Consider the following 20,177-nt stretch of genomic DNA (forward strand, 5'->3'; position numbering starts at 1 on the left):
AAAGTCGAAAAAAGAGCCTTAGTGATGACTCTATCACGAAAAATAAACCGTGTCTAGTACACGGATATAGTCAATCCGAGGGTGATAACCGCATGATAATAAGGATCCATGCTCTTCTATTTCTTCTTTCGTAATCGACTTGCGTCCACCTGTATTTTGACGATTCCAAAATGCAATAATATGTTTTGCATCTAATAAATAAAATTCATCAAAAAGTGTAAATTTAATAATGACAAATGCAATTCCATTATGAGCAACCACTTGCTTCATATGTTCTATTTGATGAAGGTGGAAGTTTTGAAGTGGGAAACTAGTTTTATTTTTTGTTTCCTTTGCTTCAAAATCGATGTATTTCCCTTTGTATACACCGTTGTAATCTGTCGTAGAAGGTTGTTTAAAATACGCTTCTTTTACCACTGCAGCACTTCGAGCGGGGTAATCTACTTTTACAATTTGAAGAGGTGTAGGCTTTTTATGTACACATGCAATATTATGGGTTAAGTAATATTGATTTGTTTCATTCAATTCCTCTTCAAGGGACATACCTCTATTACTATAAGTATGTGTTTTTATAGGTGTTTTTTGAGGTTGTGAAGCTTGATTATACCTTTTTCCATTTGGGTAACGAATGGTCATAGTGTGTCCACTCCCAACTTGCTAAGAATTACTTACAAAGGTGATTATATCAAAAAATGAAAAAAGATGTGACCTTTTTGATGAAAGGTATGATGACTTATTTATGTTTACATGGAATGATTATATGAAAATTAAACAAAATCGAGAAAAAAAATTTTGTACAGAGAAAGAAAAAGCGATCATTCGCAATATTAAAAAGAAAACAGAAATAGCTAATGTGGACAATATTTCTCGGACACAATCTTATCAAGAATATTATTTAAGAAATAGTGAAATCAGGTGGGCCTTTTTAGCGAGTATGGTTTCGAGAAATGCGGGATGGAATATGACTGATTTAGAAGGGAGATATTATGCCACTGTATTACCTGAAACGGTAAAAAAACATTTATTTCTTCTGTACGAACAAGCTAATTGGATTATTTTCTTAGATGCATTTCCTCAGCTATTATTGTATGAGGAAAGTAAGAAGAGACGGGCACCTCTCTTTCATTTGTTGCAATATTTCAGCGTATCAATTTTTATGGAAAAAGAATGGTTACTTTTCTGGGAAAGAAGAGATATGAATAGGCTTATGACAGCGCTTATTATAAATGAACAAAATAAAATTCAAAAACCAGTCATTGAGAACACATATTTTAAAAAACATGTATTCCATACTGCACTTTTTAAAGTACAAGAAAGATTTCATATTAGTGCAGTTATCTTCCCAACAATTGAAGGGAGGATGTATGGATTTTCGGTTTATCAATTTGAAACGTTACAACAGCGTATAGAACTAGGAAAAAAATTAGCATGGTTATTGTTTCATCCAATTTATAATGGTTCGTTTTATAAGTTTGCATTGCAAACTACACATACTGGGTCTAGAGAAGATTATGAAGTTTACGCACAGGAAACTCGAAAGTCTTATACGCCAACACTTAGAGATATTTATCCTGTTATTTTACATGAAGAAATAAAAATGAGAGATTGGTTTTGTGCAAATATGAAAATGAATGTGCTATTTGTACTTGAAGAACCTAAAGAGGAAGTTAATATAACAGAATGGTATAGAAGAAAGAGAGAACAAATCTATAGGCTATCTATCGTAAATCGTTTTGCTAAAAGGATGGATGAGTTCATGATATAATAAAAAAGAAGTCCCGTCTTCCATTTTGAAGACGGGACTTCTTAATTTGAAACAATCCTGCTATGCGTGCTACGACTTTAATTTCAAAACGTAATGCTAGTAGGAGATTAAGGATGATTTGAAATCTACCTGTTCGTAATAAAGTCTCGCTTTATGTAGCAGGGAAGTTTGGACCATCTAGCTTTGGATTGCCAGTCTCAGGTTTATTTTGTTGTTTGTTTTGGTTTTTCTTTTTTTCATTTTTGTTCTTTGCCATTGTAATACACCTCCTTTTTGTATTGTTACCATTTCTATAAATGACATACGAAATGATTTCTTTGACGAATAACAACTAGTTTTGTCATGTGGGCAGGAGTGGTGAATCATTCGGCGAAATTACATGACAAAGGAAAAGCAAAGAAGGAGGCGTTTTGTATATGGCGATGGTTCAGAAGGAAGATGTAATGAAAAAAATGGATCAAATGTTAAGTTCTCTCGATTTGCTGGAAATGAATATAGCGATTAGAATGAATCATGCATTAAAGGATGCGAGTGAAAAAATATGCAATAAGATAGAAATAACAGAAATGCATATTGAACATATGGAAAATAAATTAGTGCATCACGAAGAAAAAGGGAATTGGGTAAAGACATTTCAAAACGTCGTAGTGAGTGCATAATAAGGTGGGAAAGAAATGAAGAATGAAGCATTAATACAGTCTTCAGAAAAACTCATGCAGTATAATAATGAAGCGAATGTAAAAAAAAGAGAACTGATTGAATACGATTTTTATAAGGATATGAAACCGTTTGTAGATATGGTAGATGAGGAATTAGAGAAGTGGAAAGAATTAGCTTATACGTGGATTAAAGAAGAAAAGCCAAAGTATATACATGTACAGCAAATTGATCAAGTATACGATAATTTACAAACGAATGTGTTACAATGCTTTGTAAATAAAGGTAAAGGTAAACGATTCTTTGAAACACACCAAGCCGTTTCGTATACTTTGCAAAATATAGTTGAGCAATGTAAATAACAAGAGGGAGAACCCTCTTGTTATTTTTATGCTTCTGTCATTGTTGTAGGTTTTGTTGCGCCGTTTATTTCTAATTCTTTTATTAATGTTCGATAATCTGATATGCATATTTTTCCTTCGAGATACCAATGTCTCGCAAAGTCTAATAATTCATTTGCATTCTCTGTGCAATACCCCTTTTTTTGAGAAAACGCTTGTTTTAAATCCCCTAATACCATGTTGATTCCTCCCCCATGAGAATCTTCTTCTTAATTATCATAGCATGGAAGGGTTTTCTTTTTTAATTTTTTAAAAATTTAAACTTCCGACAAAAATAGACAGATACTCCATCACACATATTATTTTATAGGTACATATTATATATGTAGAAACTTATGTAAAGGAGGAGAGAATGCATGTTTCAACAATCTAACGTATATCAGCAAACGTATCCATATGCACAGCAAAATATGTACCAATATAATACGGATACATATTTACGGTATAATATGTATCCTTTCGAGCCTTATTATGGAAATCAAAATTATTATCAACCGTTTGAAGTGTCATTTATGAATCAAGCTCAACAACAGCAGCAACCTTATGTAAATCAGGCCCAACAACCACAACAGCAGCAACCTTATGTGAATCAAGCTCAACAATCACAAGCTCAGCAACCATACATGAATCAACAACAGCAGCAGCCTTATATGAATTCACAATATTATATGCCACCACAAGCGCCCTATGCTAATCAACAAGGGATGTTTTATCCACCAAAACAACCGTATCCGACGCAGAGTAAACAAAAGCAACAACAGCCAAGTCAGTTTTCTAGTTTTGTTTCTCAATTTAAAACATCAGATGGTAACTATGATGTAAATAAAATGATGAACACAGCTGGCCAGATGATGAATGCGATGAATCAGGTGACAGGTATTGTAAAGCAAGTTGGAGGCTTCTTTGGTAAGTAATGTTGAAGGGTTGTCTCTGAAAGTATTGTATATGAAATAAAGGACTAGACAAATTTCCTTGTAATAAATGGGTATATATAACAAACGGCTTTCTCTCTTTTCTCATACTGTAAAGTGTAATCAGATTTTTTTAACGAGAGAGGAGAGAAAAAAACTATGCATCATTGTCATCCTTGTTTTGGAGGGCATAAGCCTGTAGGACCTATTTGTACAACTGCTCCTGTCGTTCATCCGACGAAACAATGCGTAACACACTCTTTTTCAACAACGGTGGTGCCACACATTTTCCCAACACATACAACACATGTACATCATCAACAAATTAAAAACCAAAACTTCTTCCCACAAACAAATTCAAATGTAAATGTTGTGGACCCAATCGACCCAGGATTCGGCGGTGGATGTGGACCGTGTGGCCATGGTCATCATCACCACGGTCATCATCACCACGGTCATCAAATATCTCCATTTGGGCCAGGACCGAATGTATCACCGTTTGGACCAGGACCAAATGTATCACCGTTTTTACCAAACAATGTATCACCAGTAGGTCCAAATATCGGACCAAACGTTGGTGGAATATTTAAAAAGTAAATGATATGTTAGAACTAGCGAAATGCTAGTTCTTTTTTTGTAATTGGAGTGTTGATATGAAAGTTATTGCAGTAACAGGATATAAGCCATTTGAACTTGGAATATTTAAAAATGATCATCCAGGGGTGGAGTGTATAAAAAAGGCATTACACCGCAAATTAACCACTTTTGTAGAAGATGGTTTAGAGTGGGTTATAATAAGCGGCCAGTTAGGTGTAGAATTATGGGCTGCTGAAGTTGTTTTTGAAATTCAAGTAGAATATCCAGACTTAAAATTAGCGGTATTTACTCCGTTTTTAGAACAAGAAGAAAATTGGAAAGAAGATAATCGTGAATATTATGAATTTATTCTTTCTCAAGCAGACCATGTTGATAGTATCACGAAACGGAAGTATGAAAGCCCAGAACAATTTAAATTAAAAAATCAATTTTTTATTGAAAAAAGTGATGCGCTTTTAGCGGTATATGATGAAGAAAAACCAGGAAGTCCCAAATATATTGTAGAAGCAGCAAAGAAAAAAGGGGAAATAGAAAATTATCACAGTTATTTCATTCTTTTTTCTGATTTACAAGATATAATAGAAGAGGAACAGTGGAATAATGCAGAGTAATATGTAATATAGTACTCGTATATATGATTGACAAAAAGCATTGTTTCTGAAAAAATTTAGTTAATGAAAGTTTTGGTAAAAATTTGAGGTGAAGAAAATGATTTCGGATAAAATTAAATTAACAGCGAAAGATATTTTAGAAAAAGAATTTAAAACAGGTATGAGAGGTTATCAGCAAGAAGAAGTAGACAAGTTTCTTGATATGATCATTAAAGACTATGAAGCTTTCCACAAAGAGTTTGAGCAATTAAAGCAACAAAATGCTCGTTTAAAGCGTGAATTAGAGGAACAAAAACTAGCAGTAACGCAAGTTCCACAACAACCTGTACAAACACCAGCTGCACAACCGGTTTATAACAACACGAATACGGATATTTTAAAACGCTTATCTAACTTAGAAAAAGCTGTATTTGGAAGTAAGTTATACGAATGATGTAAGGTGGGAAAAGGTTTAAGCGTTTTACATAGAAAAAAACGTTGCAAAATCTTTTTGTTTCCACTATACTAATGGATGTCATAACGTTTGGGTAATCGCTGCAACGCCAACGTTGTAGAGGAAAGTCCATGCTCGCACGGCCTGAGATGGCTGTAGTGTTCGTGCCTAGCCAATTCATAAGCTAGGGTATTCTGGCTGTAAGGCTGGTTTAACGGCAGGGAAAAAACCTAAGTCCTTTCGGATATGGTTTGACTACCTTTAAAGTGCCACAGTGACGAAGTCCTTGAAGAAATGATAGGAGTGGAACGAGGTAAACCCCACGAGCGAGAAACCCAAATAATGGTAGGGGAATCTTTTCCAAGGAAATGAACGACGGGAAAGGACAGGTTTTATAACCTGTAGATAGATGATTGCCACCGGAGTACGAGGCGTGGGCCGTTTGTAGTACAAAGGAACAGAACATGGCTTACAGAACGTTATGAACCAACTATGAAATAACTCAGCTCTCCTTTGTTAGAGGAGGGCTTTTTATTTGTATGAAGTTATAAAGTATGAGTTAAAATGGTTAATGAGAAAAATTTTCGTAAAATGTAATGATTAATAGGACCAATTGCTATTAATTATTGTTTGAATATACATAAGAGGTGAATACAAATGGGAAAAGTTACTTTAATTGCAACAGCGGCAATGGGTATTGAAGCGTTAGTTGCCCGAGAAGTTCGCGATCTTGGTTATGAATGTCAAGTAGAAAACAGCAAAGTAACATTTGAAGCAGATGAAAAGGCGATTTGTCGCACGAATTTATGGTTACGCACTGCGGACCGTGTAAAAATTAAAGTTGGCGAATTTAAAGCAACAACATTTGATGAGCTATTTGAAAAAACGAAAGCATTAAACTGGGGAGATTATATTCCAGAGAATGGCGAGTTCCCTGTTATCGGTAAATCTTTAAAATCTGAATTATTCAGTGTTTCGGATTGCCAACGTATCGTTAAAAAAGCTGTCGTTGAAAAATTAAAAACAACATATAAACGTACAACTTGGTTTGAAGAAGATGGTCCGTTATTCCGTATCGAGATTGCAATGCTCAAGGATATTGCAACATTAACAATTGATGCGAGTGGTGTTGGACTTCATAAACGTGGATACCGTATGGATCAAGGGGAAGCTCCGTTAAAAGAAACATTAGCTGCGTCTTTAATTAAATTAACAAACTGGAAGCCAGATCGTCCATTTGTTGATCCATTCTGTGGATCAGGTACAATTCCAATTGAAGCAGCATTAATTGGACAAAACATTGCACCAGGATTTAACCGTGGTTTCGCATCTGACGAGTGGGGCTGGGTAGGTAAACAAAACTGGCGTGAAGCTCGTCAAGAAGCTGAAGATTTAGCGAACTATGATCAACGATTACAAATCATTGGATCAGATATTGATCATCGTATGATTCGAGTTGCTCAAGATAACGCAGAAGAAGTGGGCTTAGGCGATTTAATTACATTTAAACAAATGCAAGTAAAAGATTTCACAACAAAAGAGGATTATGGCTACGTTGTAACGAATCCTCCATACGGAGAACGTTTAAGTGAAAAAGCACTCGTTGAACAACTGTATAAAGAAATGGGACAAGTATTCCGCCCGTTAGATACATGGTCAGCGTATGTATTAACAAGCTACGAAGCATTTGAGAAGTGTTACGGAAAAGATGCGTCGAAGAAGCGTAAACTGTTTAACGGATTTATCCGTACAGATTACTACCAATACTTCGGAAAACGTCCACCGCGTAATTCATAGTATAAAACTCCTCCAGCGCGCATATACTGGCTATTATGTAATGCGTAAAGGAGGAAGTGATATGGATAATTTCCAATTATCAATGATTCAAAAAGCTATTCACCGTACGTATGATGAGCTCGGAAAAGAAGTGGATAGTCAAGGTGCGATTGTGGGTGAAATACAAAAAGCACAAGAAGAATATTTGTCAGCTCTTTCACATGAAACAGCGATTGATAAACGGTATTTAAAGTCATTAATATAGAAGAAAATTTTCCTTTTTCGAAAGGAAAATTTTTTTTCGTGAATTTCTATGTATTGCAACAGGGGAAAGTAAATGCATACATATGCGTAGCAGTTGCTATTATCTTTTTATAGAAAAACTTTTTGGTTGGAGGCTAAGGATGTTTACTGAGAAGAGATTACCATTTGAAGTAGGAAAACAAGATAATTTTTATGATAAGTTGAATGAGTGGATTGGAGATGTGTTTTACGACATCCTTCCGGAAAAAGGCTTTGAAGAGCGTGATGAACAAATTTTTATGGCGTTTCAGTTAGAACGCGCTTTCCAAGAAAAGAAAGTTATGTTCGCAGAAGCTGGTGTAGGAACCGGGAAAACAATTGTATATCTTCTATATGCAATTTGTTACGCGCGTTATACTGGGAAACCAGCTATTATTGCTTGTGCAGATGAAACGTTAATTGAGCAGCTTGTAAAAGAAGAAGGGGACATCGCTAAGTTATCTGAAGCATTAGGGCTATCTGTTGATGTAAGGCTTGCAAAATCAATGGATAATTATTTATGCTTACGTAAACTTGAAGATGTTATGAGTGGACGAGCTCCAGAAGTAATTGAAGACGTATATTACGAGTTACCACAGTTTGTATTCGATCATGGTACGATGCAAAACTTTACTCACTATGGTGACAGAAAAGAATTTCCACTTTTAAATGACGAAGAATGGTCAAAAGTAAATTGGGATTACTTCCAAGATTGTTTTACTTGTGATTCTCGTCATCGTTGTGGACAAACTCTTTCTCGTGAACATTATCGTAAAGCAGCAGATTTAATTATTTGTTCTCAAGATTTCTATATGGATCATATTTGGACGTACGATGCTCGTAAGCGTGAAGGGCAAATTCCATTATTACCAGAAAGTAGCTGCGTTGTATTCGATGAAGGACATCTTGTAGAATATGCAGCTCAAAAAGCTTTAACATACCGTTTAAAGCAAACGATGATGGAGCAACTTTTAACGAGATTGCTACAAAACGATATTCGAGAGGAGTTTGCACATTTAGTAGAAGAAACAATTTGGCAAACAGAGCGATTCTTTGATGTGTTACAAGAAAACAAAAAAGAAATTGCCGGTTCTGATCGTTTAGAAATTACTGTGACAGAAAAAGTAACAGCTGAAGCGAAACGACTTTATGCAAAAATCGGTGAAGTTGGAGATGCATTAGTATTCGAAAGTGAAATGCATACAGTAAATACGTATGATTTAAATATTGTTGATGAGCATTTAGATGTATTAGAACATTCACTTCGTCTGTTCATGCACGAGAAAAATGTAATTACTTGGGGTGAAGAAGGTGATGGTGCCTTTACGTTAGTGATTATGCCGCGTGCAGTTGAAGAAGTATTACAAGAGAAAGTGTTCTCGAAGAAAATACCGTATATTTTCTCTTCTGCGACATTATCGAACAATGATTCATTCGCGTTTACAGCTAATAGCCTAGGGGTAAAAGATTACTTATCATTCTCAGTTGCTTCACCGTTTGATTACGAAGAGCAAATGGCAGTAAACTTACTATCGTATACGAAAGAAAATGAATGGGAAAGAAAGTGTCAATATACACTTGAAAATATACAAAAAACAAATGGACGTACCCTTGTATTATTCCGTACAACGCAAGAGCTTGCAGCGTTCAAAGAGTATGTAAGTAAGGAGCAAATGTCGGTTCCGTTCTTATATGAAGGAGATCAGGAAATTAGCCAGCTCGTTTCTCGTTTCCAAAATGAAGAAGAGACTGTACTTTGTGCGGTTCATTTATGGGAAGGTTTAGATATTCCTGGTTCATCATTATCACACGTTATTATTTGGTCATTACCATTCCCTCCAAACGATCCTGTGTTTGAAGCGAAACGTAAGCACGTAAATAATCCATTCTGGGATGTAGATGTACCATATATGATTTTACGACTTCGTCAAGGAATTGGGCGTTTAATTCGTACAAGTGAAGATAAAGGTGCTATATCAATCTTCTTATCTGATTCAGAAGATGAGAAAGTAGTTGCAGCTGTGAAAAATGTACTGCCAGTAGAAGGTAAAGAATTATAAGGAGAAAGCTTGGCGCTTGCCAAGCTTTTTTTCTATTATAAAAGGAATTTATGTTTCCGTGTCGAATTAAGTTTGAGGTAGAAAAAGGAGGCTTTTATACGATGACAGTTGCTACATATGAGGTAGAAAAACAATTTTTAACATACGTGAAGAAGATACAGAATTACGGAGAAGCATTAAGTTTAATGTTTTGGGATTTAAGAACAGGTGCACCAAAAAAAGGTGTAGATCAGCGTTCAGAAGTAATTGGTATGCTTTCGTCAGAAGTGTTTGCTATGTCGACTTCAGATGAGATGGGAAACTATTTAACAGAACTTGAAGCTTTAATACGTGAAGATAAACTTTCTGAAACGACGAAGAAAATGGTTGAAGAGTGTCGGAAAGAATATGATAGAAATAAAAAAATTCCACAAGCTGAATATGAGGCTTATGTGAAATTAGAAGCGAAAGCAGAGAGTGTGTGGGAAGAAGCTCGCGAAAAATCTGATTTCGAAATGTTCCGCCCATACTTAGAAAAAATTGTTGAATTTAAAAAGAAATTTATTACATATTGGGGTTATGAAACATATAAATACAATACATTATTAGACATGTATGAGCCAGGTATTACAGTAGAAGTTTTAGATCACGTATTTGGTCAACTTCGTGAGCGCATCGTGCCGCTTGTAAAAGAAATCTCTGAGTCTAAAAAAGGATTAAAAACAAGTGCTTTATCGGAACAGTTTTCAAAAGAAAAACAAAAGAACTTTACATTAGAACTATTAAAGCAATTGAATTATGACTTTGAAGCAGGTCGTCTTGATGAAACAGTACATCCTTTCGAAATTACATTAAATAGAGGGGATGTTCGTATTACGACACGCTATGATGAAAAAGATTTCCGTATGGCTGTATTTGGAACAATTCATGAATGTGGTCATGCAGTATATGAACAAAACATTGCAGAACAATTTGAAGGTACACCACTTTGCAGTGGTACATCTATGGGTATTCACGAATCACAATCATTATTCTTTGAGAACTTTATCGGCCGTAATAAATCATTCTGGAAGAAAAATTATGATTTATTAAAAGAGTATAGCGATGGTCAATTTGATGATATGTCAGTCGATGAGTTTTATGATGCAATTAACGAATCGAAGCCGTCACTCATTCGTATAGAAGCAGATGAGCTTACATACCCGCTTCATGTTATGGTGCGTTATGAATTAGAGAAAGAATTATTTGATGGTACATTACAAGTGAAGGACTTACCAGCAGCTTGGAATGATAAGATGGAAGCATATTTAGGAATTCGTCCGGAAAATGATGCGCAAGGTGTATTGCAAGATGTTCACTGGGCTGGTGGCTCATTTGGATACTTCCCATCTTATGCGCTTGGTTACATGTATGCAGCGCAATTTAAGCAAAGAATGTTAAAAGACATTCCGAACTTTGATGCATTATTAGAAGAAGGAAACGTAACACCGATTCGTGAATGGTTAACAGAACATATTCACCAATATGGTAAAACGAAAAAGCCGCTTGAAATTTTAGAAGATGTAACAGGTGAAGGCTTAAATGCAAACTACTTAGCCGATTATTTAGAAGCGAAATATAGAGCGATTTATGAGTTGTAAAAAAAGAGCTGCTTAATTGCAGCTCTTTTTATTAAAGGGGATGGGAGAATGGGTTATACATATACAGTAATGAAGCAAGAAGAAGCGGAGGAAATTGCGTATAACTGGCATTATGAAGGGAAATATTCTTTTTATGATATAGAGGCAGATGAAGAAGATTTAGCTGAATTTTTACAGGGTGAGAGTAGAGGAGATCATACATTTTCTGTGAAGCAAAATGGCATTCTCATTGGTTTTTTTACTGTTTGTAAAATGAATGATGGAACGGTTGATATAGGACTTGGAATGAGACCTGATATAACTGGAAATGGATTTGGTTTACAGTTCGTGAATGCTGGACTAGCTTTTAGCAAAGAAAAATACGGGTGCAATTATATAACACTATCAGTAGCGACATTTAATGAGAGAGCAATCAAAGTGTATAAAAGAGCAGGATTTGAGGCGGTTGGAACGTTTATACAGAAAACAAATGGTAGTTGTTTTGAGTTTTTGAAAATGAACTACATATGTAAACATGATTAAAAAACAGAGGGGTCTTCTGTTTTTTATTTTGATTTAGAAATATATGATACATATTTTTGTACTTGTTGTATGTAATAGAGGGTTTTGAAATTTTGGTAAAGGATGTGTATGATAGAAGTTTAGTAGCGAATAGTAGGTTTAGCAAGGAAAGGTAGAGGTAGTATGATTACAATTAAAACGAAAAATGAAATAGATTTGATGCATGAATCTGGAAAATTACTTGCTTCATGTCATAAAGAAATTGCGAAAATGATAAAGCCAGGTATAACGACGCAAGAGATTGATACGTTTGTTGAAATGTATTTAAAAAAGCATGGTGCCACATCTGAACAGAAAGGTTACAATGGTTATCCATATGCGATATGTGCATCTGTAAACGATGAAATGTGTCATGCGTTTCCGGCCGATGTTCCTTTAACTGAGGGTGATATTGTAACAATTGACACAGTAGTAAACTTAAATGGGGGTCTTTCAGATTCTGCTTGGACGTATAGAGTTGGAAAAGTTTCTGATGAAGCAGAAAAGTTGTTGCTAATAGCTGAGAATGCTTTGTATAAAGGGGTTGATCAGGCGGTAATCGGTAATCATGTAGGAGACATTGGCTATGCAATTGAAAGTTATGTAACAAATGAAGGTTTTTCTGTCGCAAGAGACTTTACGGGACATGGAATCGGTAAAGAGATTCATGAAGAACCAGCAATTTTTCATTTTGGGAAACAAGGACAAGGGCCTCAGTTACAAGAAGGAATGGTGATTACGATTGAGCCGATTGTCAATGTAGGTATGCGATATTCGAAAGTAGATTTAAATGGGTGGACTGCACGAACGATGGATGGGAAATTATCAGCTCAATATGAGCATACACTTGCGATTACAAAAGATGGGCCAATCATTTTAACGAAGTTGTAATTGGAAATGAAAGAGTTTACAAAACTCGAACGAAAATAGTAGTTTTTAAAAATTCGTACGTGTTTTTTCGATAAATGCTTTTCAAAGTATAAAAAGTGCGTTATAATCCTTCTATAAAATAAATAGTTAGCTACACTCATATAATCGCGGGGATATGGCCTGCAAGTTTCTACCGAAGTACCGTAAATACTTTGACTATGAGTGAGGACGAATATAATTGCTTGTTTAGCATTCTTTTTTTGCGAAACTCCAAAAGCGCGTCTCTCACTTGTAACGAGTGGTGGCGGCTTTTGGAGTTTTTTTATTGCATAAGAGGGGGAACAAACATGAAAGTATTACAAGAAAAGATTTTGAACGAAGGAAAGGTTTTATCTGGTGATGTATTAAAGGTGGATGCATTTTTAAATCACCAAATTGATCCAGTACTTATGCAAGAAATCGGAAAAGAATTTGCCAAACGTTTTAAAGAAGAGAACATTACAAAAATCGTGACGATTGAATCTTCAGGCATTGCACCAGCGGTTATGGCTGCATTAGAGCTTGGTGTAAAAGTAATTTTTGCACGAAAACGTAAATCGTTAACGTTACAAGATAATATGTACGTTGCAAACGTATATTCATTTACAAAACAAGAAACAAATGAAATTTCATTATCTCGAAATCATATTGATGAAAATGATCGCGTGCTAATCATCGATGACTTTTTAGCAAACGGTCAGGCTGCTTTAGGTTTAATGAGTTTGGTAGAGCAAGCAGGAGCAAGTATTGCAGGAATTGGAATTGTTATTGAAAAAGCATTTCAAGATGGAGGAAAGAAGCTTCGTGAACAAGGCGTTCGTGTTGAATCACTAGCAGAAATTGCATCACTTGATAACGGCACAGTTACATTTGTACAGCAAGAAACTGCGGAGGTGAAATAAACGATGAAGCAGCATCCATTTAAAATTGCATCGCTTGGTATGCAACATATGCTTGCAATGTATGCTGGAGCAATTATCGTTCCGCTTATTGTGGGCGGTGGACTTGGTTTAAATCAAAAAGAATTAACATATTTAGTCTCAATTGATTTATTAATGTGCGGCGTTGCGACAATTTTACAAGCATTATCAAATCGCTTTTTCGGTATTGGACTTCCCGTTGTACTCGGTTGTACATTTACAGCCGTTGGACCGATGATTGCGATTGGAAAACAATACGGTGTGTCTTCAATTTATGGAGCAATTATTGCTGCTGGGTTATTCGTTGTTATTTTTGCGAAATTATTTGGAAAGCTTGTAAAACTATTTCCACCTGTTGTAACAGGGTCTGTCGTTACAGTAATTGGAGTTACACTTGTTCCAGCCGCTATTAATGATATGGCTGGTGGAGTAGGAAGCAAAGATTTCGGAAGTCTTGAAAACTTAGCGTTAGCATTTGGAGTGTTATTATTTATCATCATTATGTATCGTTTCTTTGATGGGTTTATCCGTTCAATTTCTATTCTATTAGGTTTGTTGTTCGGTACTATCGTTGCAGCATTTATGGGGAAAGTAAGCTTGCAAGCAGTTGGAGAGGCGGATTGGTTCCATGGTATTCAGCCATTTTACTTCGGTACACCAACATTTGAATTAACACCAGTTATTACGATGATTCTCGTTGCTTGTGTAGGGATTGTAGAAGCAACAGGTGTATACTTTGCATTATCTGATATTTGCAATAAAAAAATCGGTGAAAAAGAATTAACAAAAGGGTATCGTGCAGAAGGATTAGCGATGGTGTTAGGTGGTATTTTCAACGCGTTCCCATATACAACATACTCTCAAAACGTAGGACTTGTTCAATTAACTGGAGTGAGAAATCGCGTTATTATTTATACTTGCGGTGGTATGTTAATCGCTCTTGGGTTTATTCCGAAAATTGCAGCTATCACAACAATTATTCCGAAGTCAGTACTTGGCGGTGCTATGCTCGCAATGTTTGGTATGGTTATGGCATATGGTATTAAAATGTTAAGTAGCGTTGACTTTGGAAGACAAGAAAACTTATTAATCGTTGCATGTTCTGTTGGAATTGGGCTTGGCGTAACAGTCGTTCCTACATTATTCTCACAACTTCCAGAAAGCATTCGTATTTTAACAGATAACGGAATTGTACTTGGAAGTGCATCAGCAGTATTGTTAAATATCGTATTTAATATGGTGCCGCAGCGCAAAGTGAAAGTAAAAGAAGAGCCGGTGTCTATGCAAAGTGCAGTAAGAGAAGCGTAAAAAAGCAAGGTCTCGTTATGAGACCTTGCTTTTCTTTTTAAGTGGCATCATTTTCCCGTAAGTACCAAGACGCCAAATGTACTCAAGTGGCCCGTATTGGTAATGTGAAAGCCACCAGCGGCTAATAAAGATTTGTAACGTGTAGAAACCGACGCAGAATAGTGGTCCAACCCATAATGGAGCAAGATAATCATTTTTGAATAGTAGCCCGAATACAAGTAATGTAACAATTGTATGTGAGATGTAATTCGTTAACGCCATTCGTCCAACGTATTGGAATGGACGTAATACTGTTTGCCATTTTTCTTTTTGTAATAAACGCATTAACGTGACAATGTAGAAGATGAACAATGTCTTTCCGCTTATCATCGTAATGCCCATAAGTGAAAATGGTGTGTATGGTTGATTGTTCATAAAGAAGTAAACCATAATAAACCACATCGGTAATGTTAAAATGAACATAATGATTTGCCATTTTTTAAGTTTTGGATCTAATTCCTTAGCACGGCGGAAAATGTCTTTTTTACCGGCATATAATCCGAGTAAAAACAATCCTAGTGTTTCAGGAAGCATAATAAGACTGTTACTTATTGCTTCAGAATAGAATGAATAGAATCTGTCTGTAATTTGTAAGCCCCAGTTTTCTAACGGCATAATGGCTATGGAAAGGCCTAGTTCATCTACCGGCACTAATAACATGACAAGAGAACCTAATAATGTGAACAATTGCATGAAACTTAATAGTACAATTGACCATATTAAAATAGTACGTGTCTTTCTTTTGTAAAATAAAAATAAGAAAAACCCGGTAATTGCATAAGTATGTAAAATGTCACCGTCCCATAAAAGAACGTAATGTAAGAACCCGAATAATAATAAGATAAGTAAGCGGCGAACAAACAAAGTTTTTGGGCGATCGGTCTTCGCCTCAGCACGATTCATAAAAATATAAAAACCTAATCCGAATAAAAACGAAAAAATTGTATAAAATTTCGTTTGAATAAACATATCGTAAAATAGGCGAATATAGCTGTCTATCCCTTCGTAAATTCCTGTAATATCACGTGAGTCAACCCCGGCAATAATTGGCCAGTTAACAAGAAAAATACCTAATACAGCTATTCCTCTAATAATATCGATGGAATGTATCCTCTCGCCTTGTGAAATGTTTTGTGTCATTATTTTCCTCCTTGTTAAGTAATTCCCTTTTATTATACAAAATGTAAAGAAGAGGGTATATAGGTAATTTCCAATTTTTAAAACTGTTAAGATGTGTATTATGAGATATAATAAGAGTGCACAACAAGTTTTAACCTTTTTCAAAACAGGCAGTAAAGCTCCTTCTTATAAGGAGCTTTCTTTATGAAAAGTGTTGATAATGATTCTCTTTAATGATAAAATGTATTCAAAAGTGATAATCATTATCAAAAAAGGTTGGTGCATGAGTATGGTATATGCATTAGTAGCAGGTACAGTTGCTGTATATGCAGTTATTGCAAAGTATGTTTTAAATGGAGTAGGAACAGCAAAATGAGTGATATGACATAAAATCCCTTTCATTTGTAAAAAGAATGAAAGGGATTTTTTATTTTTAATGAGAATATGCTGAAAATTTAGTATGATAGTAAAGTAAAACTGTAATCAATGGGTAAGTGTAACTCTCACTGGTTATGAGCTCGCAATTAGCGGGGAAAAGTATATACATCTTGGATAAAGGGGAACAAGGGGATGACAAACATAGTACAGACAAACGGTATGAAAAAACTTGTTTGTTTTTATGAAGAGTGGCAAAAACACGGCGATGCAGAGAATAGCTTAAAGTTGTTTGAAGTAATTCAAAAATATAAACGAGAGCAGCTTATGATAGCGTTCTGCGGTCACTTCTCAGCAGGGAAATCAACGATGATGAATCATCTATATAAAGCGCAGTTGTTACCAACAAGTCCAATTCCGACAAGCGCTAACGTCGTTAAAATTGAAAAGGGATTTGATCGTGTTGTTGTAACGATTAAATCTGGAGAACAGTACGAATATGACGGTGCATATTCAGCAGAAGAATTAAAGCAAATTTGTAAAGATGGCGATGAGGTAATTGGTGTTCATATTTATCGGAATGATGCACCAATTCCTGAGGGTGTTATGTTAGTTGATACACCAGGGATTGACTCAACAGATGATGCCCATCAACTAGCGACAGAATCAACGCTACATCTAGCAGACGTAATTTTTTATATGATGGATTATAATCACGTCCAATCGGAAGTGAATTTGCAATTTGTTAAAGAATTGAAACAACGTAATAAAACGGTTTATCTCGTTGTAAATCAAATAGATAAACATAAAGAAAATGAATTATCATTTGAGGATTATAAAGATAGTGTGAAACAATCGTTCTCTAACTGGGATATTGAAGTAGATGGAGTTTATTATACGTCATTACGAATGATGAACCATCCACATAATGAAATTGGAAGCTTAGAAACATTAATTACTTCTATTATGAAAGAAAAAGAGCAGTATGTAAGAGAGGGAATGGAGCGAGAAACAGAACATTTAATGGGAGAACATTTCTCGTTTATTGTTTCTGAAAATGAAAAAGCTCTTTTGACATATGAGGAAGAGTTAGCATCACCGCTTTTGATTTCAGAAATAGTTGAAAAGAAAGAAGAGCTAACGGAAACTAAACATCGCGAGGCTAGTAAAGAATCTCATGTGAGAAACGAATTTATAAAAGGTTTACAAGCTATATTAGATAACGCGTATTTAATGCCATTTGAAATGAGAGAATTGGCAAATGCATATTTAGAAACGAAATTAACAAAGTTTAAAGTTGGTTTGCTATTTGCGAAAGGAAAGACGGAGCAAGAAAAACAAAGACGTGTAGAGGCGTTTTATTCTGCCCTTCAAAAGACTGTTGAAACGCAACTTGATTTTCATGTGAAAGAATTTATTGTAGCCTTCTTAAAAGAAGAAGGATTGTTCACGGAGGAAATTGGGAAAGACATATATGCTTTAGAAATTGCTTTTGGACCAGAAATGTTAGCTGAAGTCATTAAACAAGGTGCAGGTTTCACAGGTGATTACTTACTTCTTTATACAGCGGATGTAGCGAATGAACTGAAGAAACGTTATTTTACAAAAGCACAGCAAATTTTTGATAAAAGTGCAGTTGTTTTAAAGCAAAAAGTGAAGGAAGCAGTTGCTCGTATGGAAGAAGAGATTGAAAAATATACGATGTTGCAAACGGCAAAAGAGACGGAATTACAATACAGTAACAATTTAGAGACATATGAAAGTTATTTACAAAATGTTTGGCACGAGCGTGTTGCTACACCAGAAGGATTGCAAATAGAGGAGATATTGCAACGTGAAAAACAAATTGTTAGTGAGAAATTCACACTACAAGAGCAGGAAATGGTAAATGATAACGTAGCGGCTCATGAAGAAGAGATAAAAGGAACGGCAGCTTTAAATATTCAGCGTATATTAGAGAAAGTGAAGAAAGCTGAAATGATATTAGAGCCATTGCCAGCGCTGAAACATGTACAGCAAGAGGTGATAGAAAAAAGGCGTCGTGTGGAAACGAAACAATTTACAGTAGCGTTATTCGGAGCTTTTAGTGCTGGGAAATCATCATTTGCCAATGCCTTACTTGGTGAGAAGGTACTTCCTGTATCACCAAATCCGACGACGGCAACGATTAATCAAATTTTGCCGGTTACAGAGGAAAAACCACACGGAACAGTAATGGTTCAATTCAAATCAAAGCAAGCTCTATTAGAAGATATGAAAGCTGTTTATAAGCTGTTTCATTATGAGATTACTACGTTAGATGAGGCGTTAGCACAAATTGATAAAGTTATGAAATATCCTTCACCGACTGGGAAGCAAAAAACAACATTTAGCTTTTTACGAGCGGTACAAAAAGGGTATGATGCAGTTTCTACTTATTTAGGAGAACAAGTACAAGTCACATTAGAAGAGTTCTCTGATTATGTAGCGAATGAAGAAAAATCATGCTTCGTTGAGTATATGGAGCTTTATTATGATTGTGCTTTAACAAGGCAGGGAGTAGCGCTTGTAGACACACCTGGAGCGGATTCTATTAATGCTCGCCATACGGATGTTGCATTCCAGTATATTAAAAATGCAGATGCTATTTTATTTGTAACATATTATAACCATGTATTCTCTCGTGCTGATCGTGAATTTTTAATTCAGCTTGGGCGTGTAAAGGATACTTTTGCCCTTGATAAAATGTTCTTCTTAATTAATGCGGCGGATTTAGCAGAGTCTGAAGAAGAACTTGAAATGGTAAAAGGTTATATCGCAGATCAGCTACTGCAATACGGTATTAGAAATCCGCGTTTATTTGCAATTTCAAGTTTATGTGCGCTTGAAGAGAAACAAGGAAAGAATGTTGAAAAAGAGAAGTATGGTATTTTACAAAACTCTGGAATTACTAAGTTTGAGGAATCATTTACGTCCTTTATGATGAGAGATTTAATGCTTGTTTCTGTGCATGCTCTATATGGTGCGTTGCAAGGGGCAGATCAGCTTTTAGTAAACATGATAAATGGTGCAAAGCAGGGGAATGAAGAGAAAGAGAAGCAAACGAAAAAATATGAAGCAGAGCGTGATCAACTACTTCATATTATTTCATCATATAGTGTACTTGCTGAAGAACAGGCGATGCAAAATGAAGTGAAAGAGTTGCTTTATTACGTGCAACAGCGTCTATTCCTACGTTATAACGATGTGTTTACTGAATTTATTAATCCGGCGTCACTTCGAACGGATGGAAATGTGAAAACACAATTGCAACAGTGTGTTATGGAATTAGTAGCATTTATTCAGCATGATTTATTACAAGAAATGCGTGCGACATCATTACGTCTTGAAAAATGGATAGACGAAGCGATGAAGCGTGCAAAGGACGAAATTGTAGTGAACTGTAAAGTAGAAAATCAATCAATTTCTATGAATGGAACAGTTGAGTATGAATATAAAGATATTACACATAAAGAACCGTTCCCTTCAGTTGAAATAAAAGATTTCAAAAAAGCACTGGCACATTTTAAAAATGAGAAAAGCTTTTTTGAAAAGAATGACAAAGCTTTTATGCAAGAAGACGCTAAATCTGTATTAGAACCGCTTGTATCAAACTATGTAGCCGATGAAAAAGATTTATTTGTCCATCATTATAAGCAAGAATGGGATATGAAGTGGAACTTATTCCAAAAAGTGATGCAACAAGATGTAATGAACTATTATGAAAGTATATTGTTTGCATTGGCTGAAACGATCGATGTATCTCTATATGAACAAAGTAAAGAACAATTGCACAATCAGTTAGTAGAGATTGAAAAAGAAATTTATGTTATATAG

General features: G+C 35.4%; 20 protein-coding genes, 1 other RNA gene and 1 riboswitch. Of the genes, 17 read left to right on the top strand and 4 right to left on the bottom strand.

What is annotated here, in order from left to right; all coding sequences use genetic code 11:
• Nucleotides 1-33: 33 nt before the first annotated feature.
• On the bottom strand, nucleotides 34-636 hold the full coding sequence (recU, locus tag AC1Q8M_RS04060; protein WP_000155599.1) for a Holliday junction resolvase RecU: 603 nt from the start codon (nucleotides 634-636) through the stop codon (nucleotides 34-36).
• A 103-nt stretch (nucleotides 637-739) separates the two neighbouring features.
• Here recU and AC1Q8M_RS04065 point away from each other — a divergent pair, with 103 nt between their 5' ends.
• A complete protein-coding gene (locus tag AC1Q8M_RS04065) occupies nucleotides 740-1,765 on the top strand; it encodes a DUF2515 domain-containing protein (protein ID WP_000495648.1) in 1,026 nt (341 codons plus the stop codon).
• Between the two features lie 151 nt (nucleotides 1,766-1,916).
• Here the strand turns inward: AC1Q8M_RS04065 and AC1Q8M_RS04070 are convergent, their stop codons facing one another.
• Complete coding sequence (locus AC1Q8M_RS04070) at nucleotides 1,917-2,096, bottom strand: hypothetical protein (protein WP_001987054.1); 180 nt, start codon at nucleotides 2,094-2,096, stop codon at nucleotides 1,917-1,919.
• 85 nt (nucleotides 2,097-2,181) lie between these two features.
• On the opposite strand from AC1Q8M_RS04070, the gene AC1Q8M_RS04075 reads away from it, so the two are divergent.
• Together AC1Q8M_RS04075 and AC1Q8M_RS04080 are read left to right on the top strand one after the other, a co-directional pair.
• Nucleotides 2,182-2,424, top strand: a complete 243-nt coding sequence (locus AC1Q8M_RS04075; RefSeq protein ID WP_001252034.1) for a hypothetical protein — start codon at nucleotides 2,182-2,184, stop codon at nucleotides 2,422-2,424.
• Nucleotides 2,425-2,439: 15 nt separating this feature from the next.
• The gene (locus tag AC1Q8M_RS04080) at nucleotides 2,440-2,784 is read left to right on the top strand and encodes a YppE family protein (protein ID WP_000786937.1); all 345 of its coding nucleotides are present in this window, start codon (nucleotides 2,440-2,442) and stop codon (nucleotides 2,782-2,784) included.
• 26 nt (nucleotides 2,785-2,810) lie between these two features.
• On the opposite strand, the gene AC1Q8M_RS04085 is transcribed toward AC1Q8M_RS04080, so the two are convergent.
• Nucleotides 2,811-3,002, bottom strand: a complete 192-nt coding sequence (locus tag AC1Q8M_RS04085; protein ID WP_000242652.1) for a YppF family protein — start codon at nucleotides 3,000-3,002, stop codon at nucleotides 2,811-2,813.
• 177 nt (nucleotides 3,003-3,179) lie between these two features.
• Between AC1Q8M_RS04085 and AC1Q8M_RS04090 the strand changes: the two genes are divergently transcribed.
• The 13 genes from AC1Q8M_RS04090 to pbuX all read left to right on the top strand — a co-directional run bounded on the left by AC1Q8M_RS04090 (nucleotide 3,180) and on the right by pbuX (nucleotide 14,789).
• On the top strand, nucleotides 3,180-3,737 hold the full coding sequence (locus AC1Q8M_RS04090) for a YppG family protein (RefSeq protein WP_000487718.1): 558 nt from the start codon (nucleotides 3,180-3,182) through the stop codon (nucleotides 3,735-3,737).
• A gap of 156 nt (nucleotides 3,738-3,893) precedes the next feature.
• Nucleotides 3,894-4,331 (top strand): CotD family spore coat protein, encoded by a 438-nt coding sequence (locus AC1Q8M_RS04095; protein WP_097912253.1) that lies wholly within the window; start codon nucleotides 3,894-3,896, stop codon nucleotides 4,329-4,331.
• Nucleotides 4,332-4,387: 56 nt separating this feature from the next.
• Entirely contained in the window at nucleotides 4,388-4,942 is a 555-nt protein-coding gene (locus AC1Q8M_RS04100; protein ID WP_000862916.1) for an SLOG family protein, read from the top strand.
• 97 nt (nucleotides 4,943-5,039) lie between these two features.
• Entirely contained in the window at nucleotides 5,040-5,375 is a 336-nt protein-coding gene (gene gpsB, locus AC1Q8M_RS04105) for a cell division regulator GpsB (RefSeq protein WP_098400461.1), read from the top strand.
• A gap of 86 nt (nucleotides 5,376-5,461) precedes the next feature.
• An RNA gene (gene rnpB / locus AC1Q8M_RS04110) (RNase P RNA component class B) lies at nucleotides 5,462-5,852 on the top strand.
• Between the two features lie 180 nt (nucleotides 5,853-6,032).
• Nucleotides 6,033-7,172 (top strand): THUMP domain-containing class I SAM-dependent RNA methyltransferase, encoded by a 1,140-nt coding sequence (locus AC1Q8M_RS04115; RefSeq protein WP_000521224.1) that lies wholly within the window; start codon nucleotides 6,033-6,035, stop codon nucleotides 7,170-7,172.
• Between the two features lie 61 nt (nucleotides 7,173-7,233).
• The gene (locus tag AC1Q8M_RS04120) at nucleotides 7,234-7,416 is read left to right on the top strand and encodes a DUF3921 family protein (RefSeq protein ID WP_016513089.1); all 183 of its coding nucleotides are present in this window, start codon (nucleotides 7,234-7,236) and stop codon (nucleotides 7,414-7,416) included.
• A 139-nt stretch (nucleotides 7,417-7,555) separates the two neighbouring features.
• Nucleotides 7,556-9,493, top strand: a complete 1,938-nt coding sequence (locus AC1Q8M_RS04125) for an ATP-dependent DNA helicase (protein ID WP_098400462.1) — start codon at nucleotides 7,556-7,558, stop codon at nucleotides 9,491-9,493.
• A gap of 101 nt (nucleotides 9,494-9,594) precedes the next feature.
• Nucleotides 9,595-11,112, top strand: a complete 1,518-nt coding sequence (gene ypwA, locus AC1Q8M_RS04130) for a carboxypeptidase (protein ID WP_000215075.1) — start codon at nucleotides 9,595-9,597, stop codon at nucleotides 11,110-11,112.
• Between the two features lie 48 nt (nucleotides 11,113-11,160).
• Nucleotides 11,161-11,634: a GNAT family N-acetyltransferase gene (locus AC1Q8M_RS04135; protein ID WP_000542515.1), complete on the top strand. Its 474-nt coding sequence runs from the start codon at nucleotides 11,161-11,163 to the stop codon at nucleotides 11,632-11,634.
• 162 nt (nucleotides 11,635-11,796) lie between these two features.
• Entirely contained in the window at nucleotides 11,797-12,543 is a 747-nt protein-coding gene (locus AC1Q8M_RS04140) for a type I methionyl aminopeptidase (protein ID WP_098400463.1), read from the top strand.
• Between the two features lie 116 nt (nucleotides 12,544-12,659).
• A riboswitch (purine riboswitch) is annotated at nucleotides 12,660-12,761 on the top strand.
• Between the two features lie 108 nt (nucleotides 12,762-12,869).
• Nucleotides 12,870-13,463 carry a xanthine phosphoribosyltransferase gene (locus tag AC1Q8M_RS04145; RefSeq protein ID WP_000866483.1) on the top strand — a complete coding sequence of 198 codons (594 nt, stop codon included), beginning with the start codon at nucleotides 12,870-12,872 and terminating at the stop codon, nucleotides 13,461-13,463.
• Between the two features lie 3 nt (nucleotides 13,464-13,466).
• Nucleotides 13,467-14,789, top strand: coding sequence for a xanthine permease PbuX (pbuX, locus tag AC1Q8M_RS04150; protein ID WP_000809229.1), 1,323 nt, complete (start codon nucleotides 13,467-13,469; stop codon nucleotides 14,787-14,789).
• Between the two features lie 15 nt (nucleotides 14,790-14,804).
• Here pbuX and AC1Q8M_RS04155 read toward each other — a convergent pair whose 3' ends face one another.
• Nucleotides 14,805-15,968 (bottom strand): DUF418 domain-containing protein, encoded by a 1,164-nt coding sequence (locus AC1Q8M_RS04155; protein WP_000193087.1) that lies wholly within the window; start codon nucleotides 15,966-15,968, stop codon nucleotides 14,805-14,807.
• 549 nt (nucleotides 15,969-16,517) lie between these two features.
• On the opposite strand from AC1Q8M_RS04155, the gene AC1Q8M_RS04160 reads away from it, so the two are divergent.
• Nucleotides 16,518-20,177, top strand: coding sequence for a dynamin family protein (locus tag AC1Q8M_RS04160; RefSeq protein ID WP_000182156.1), 3,660 nt, complete (start codon nucleotides 16,518-16,520; stop codon nucleotides 20,175-20,177).

Source organism: Bacillus sp. GW823-FHT06A10, assembly GCF_058795375.1.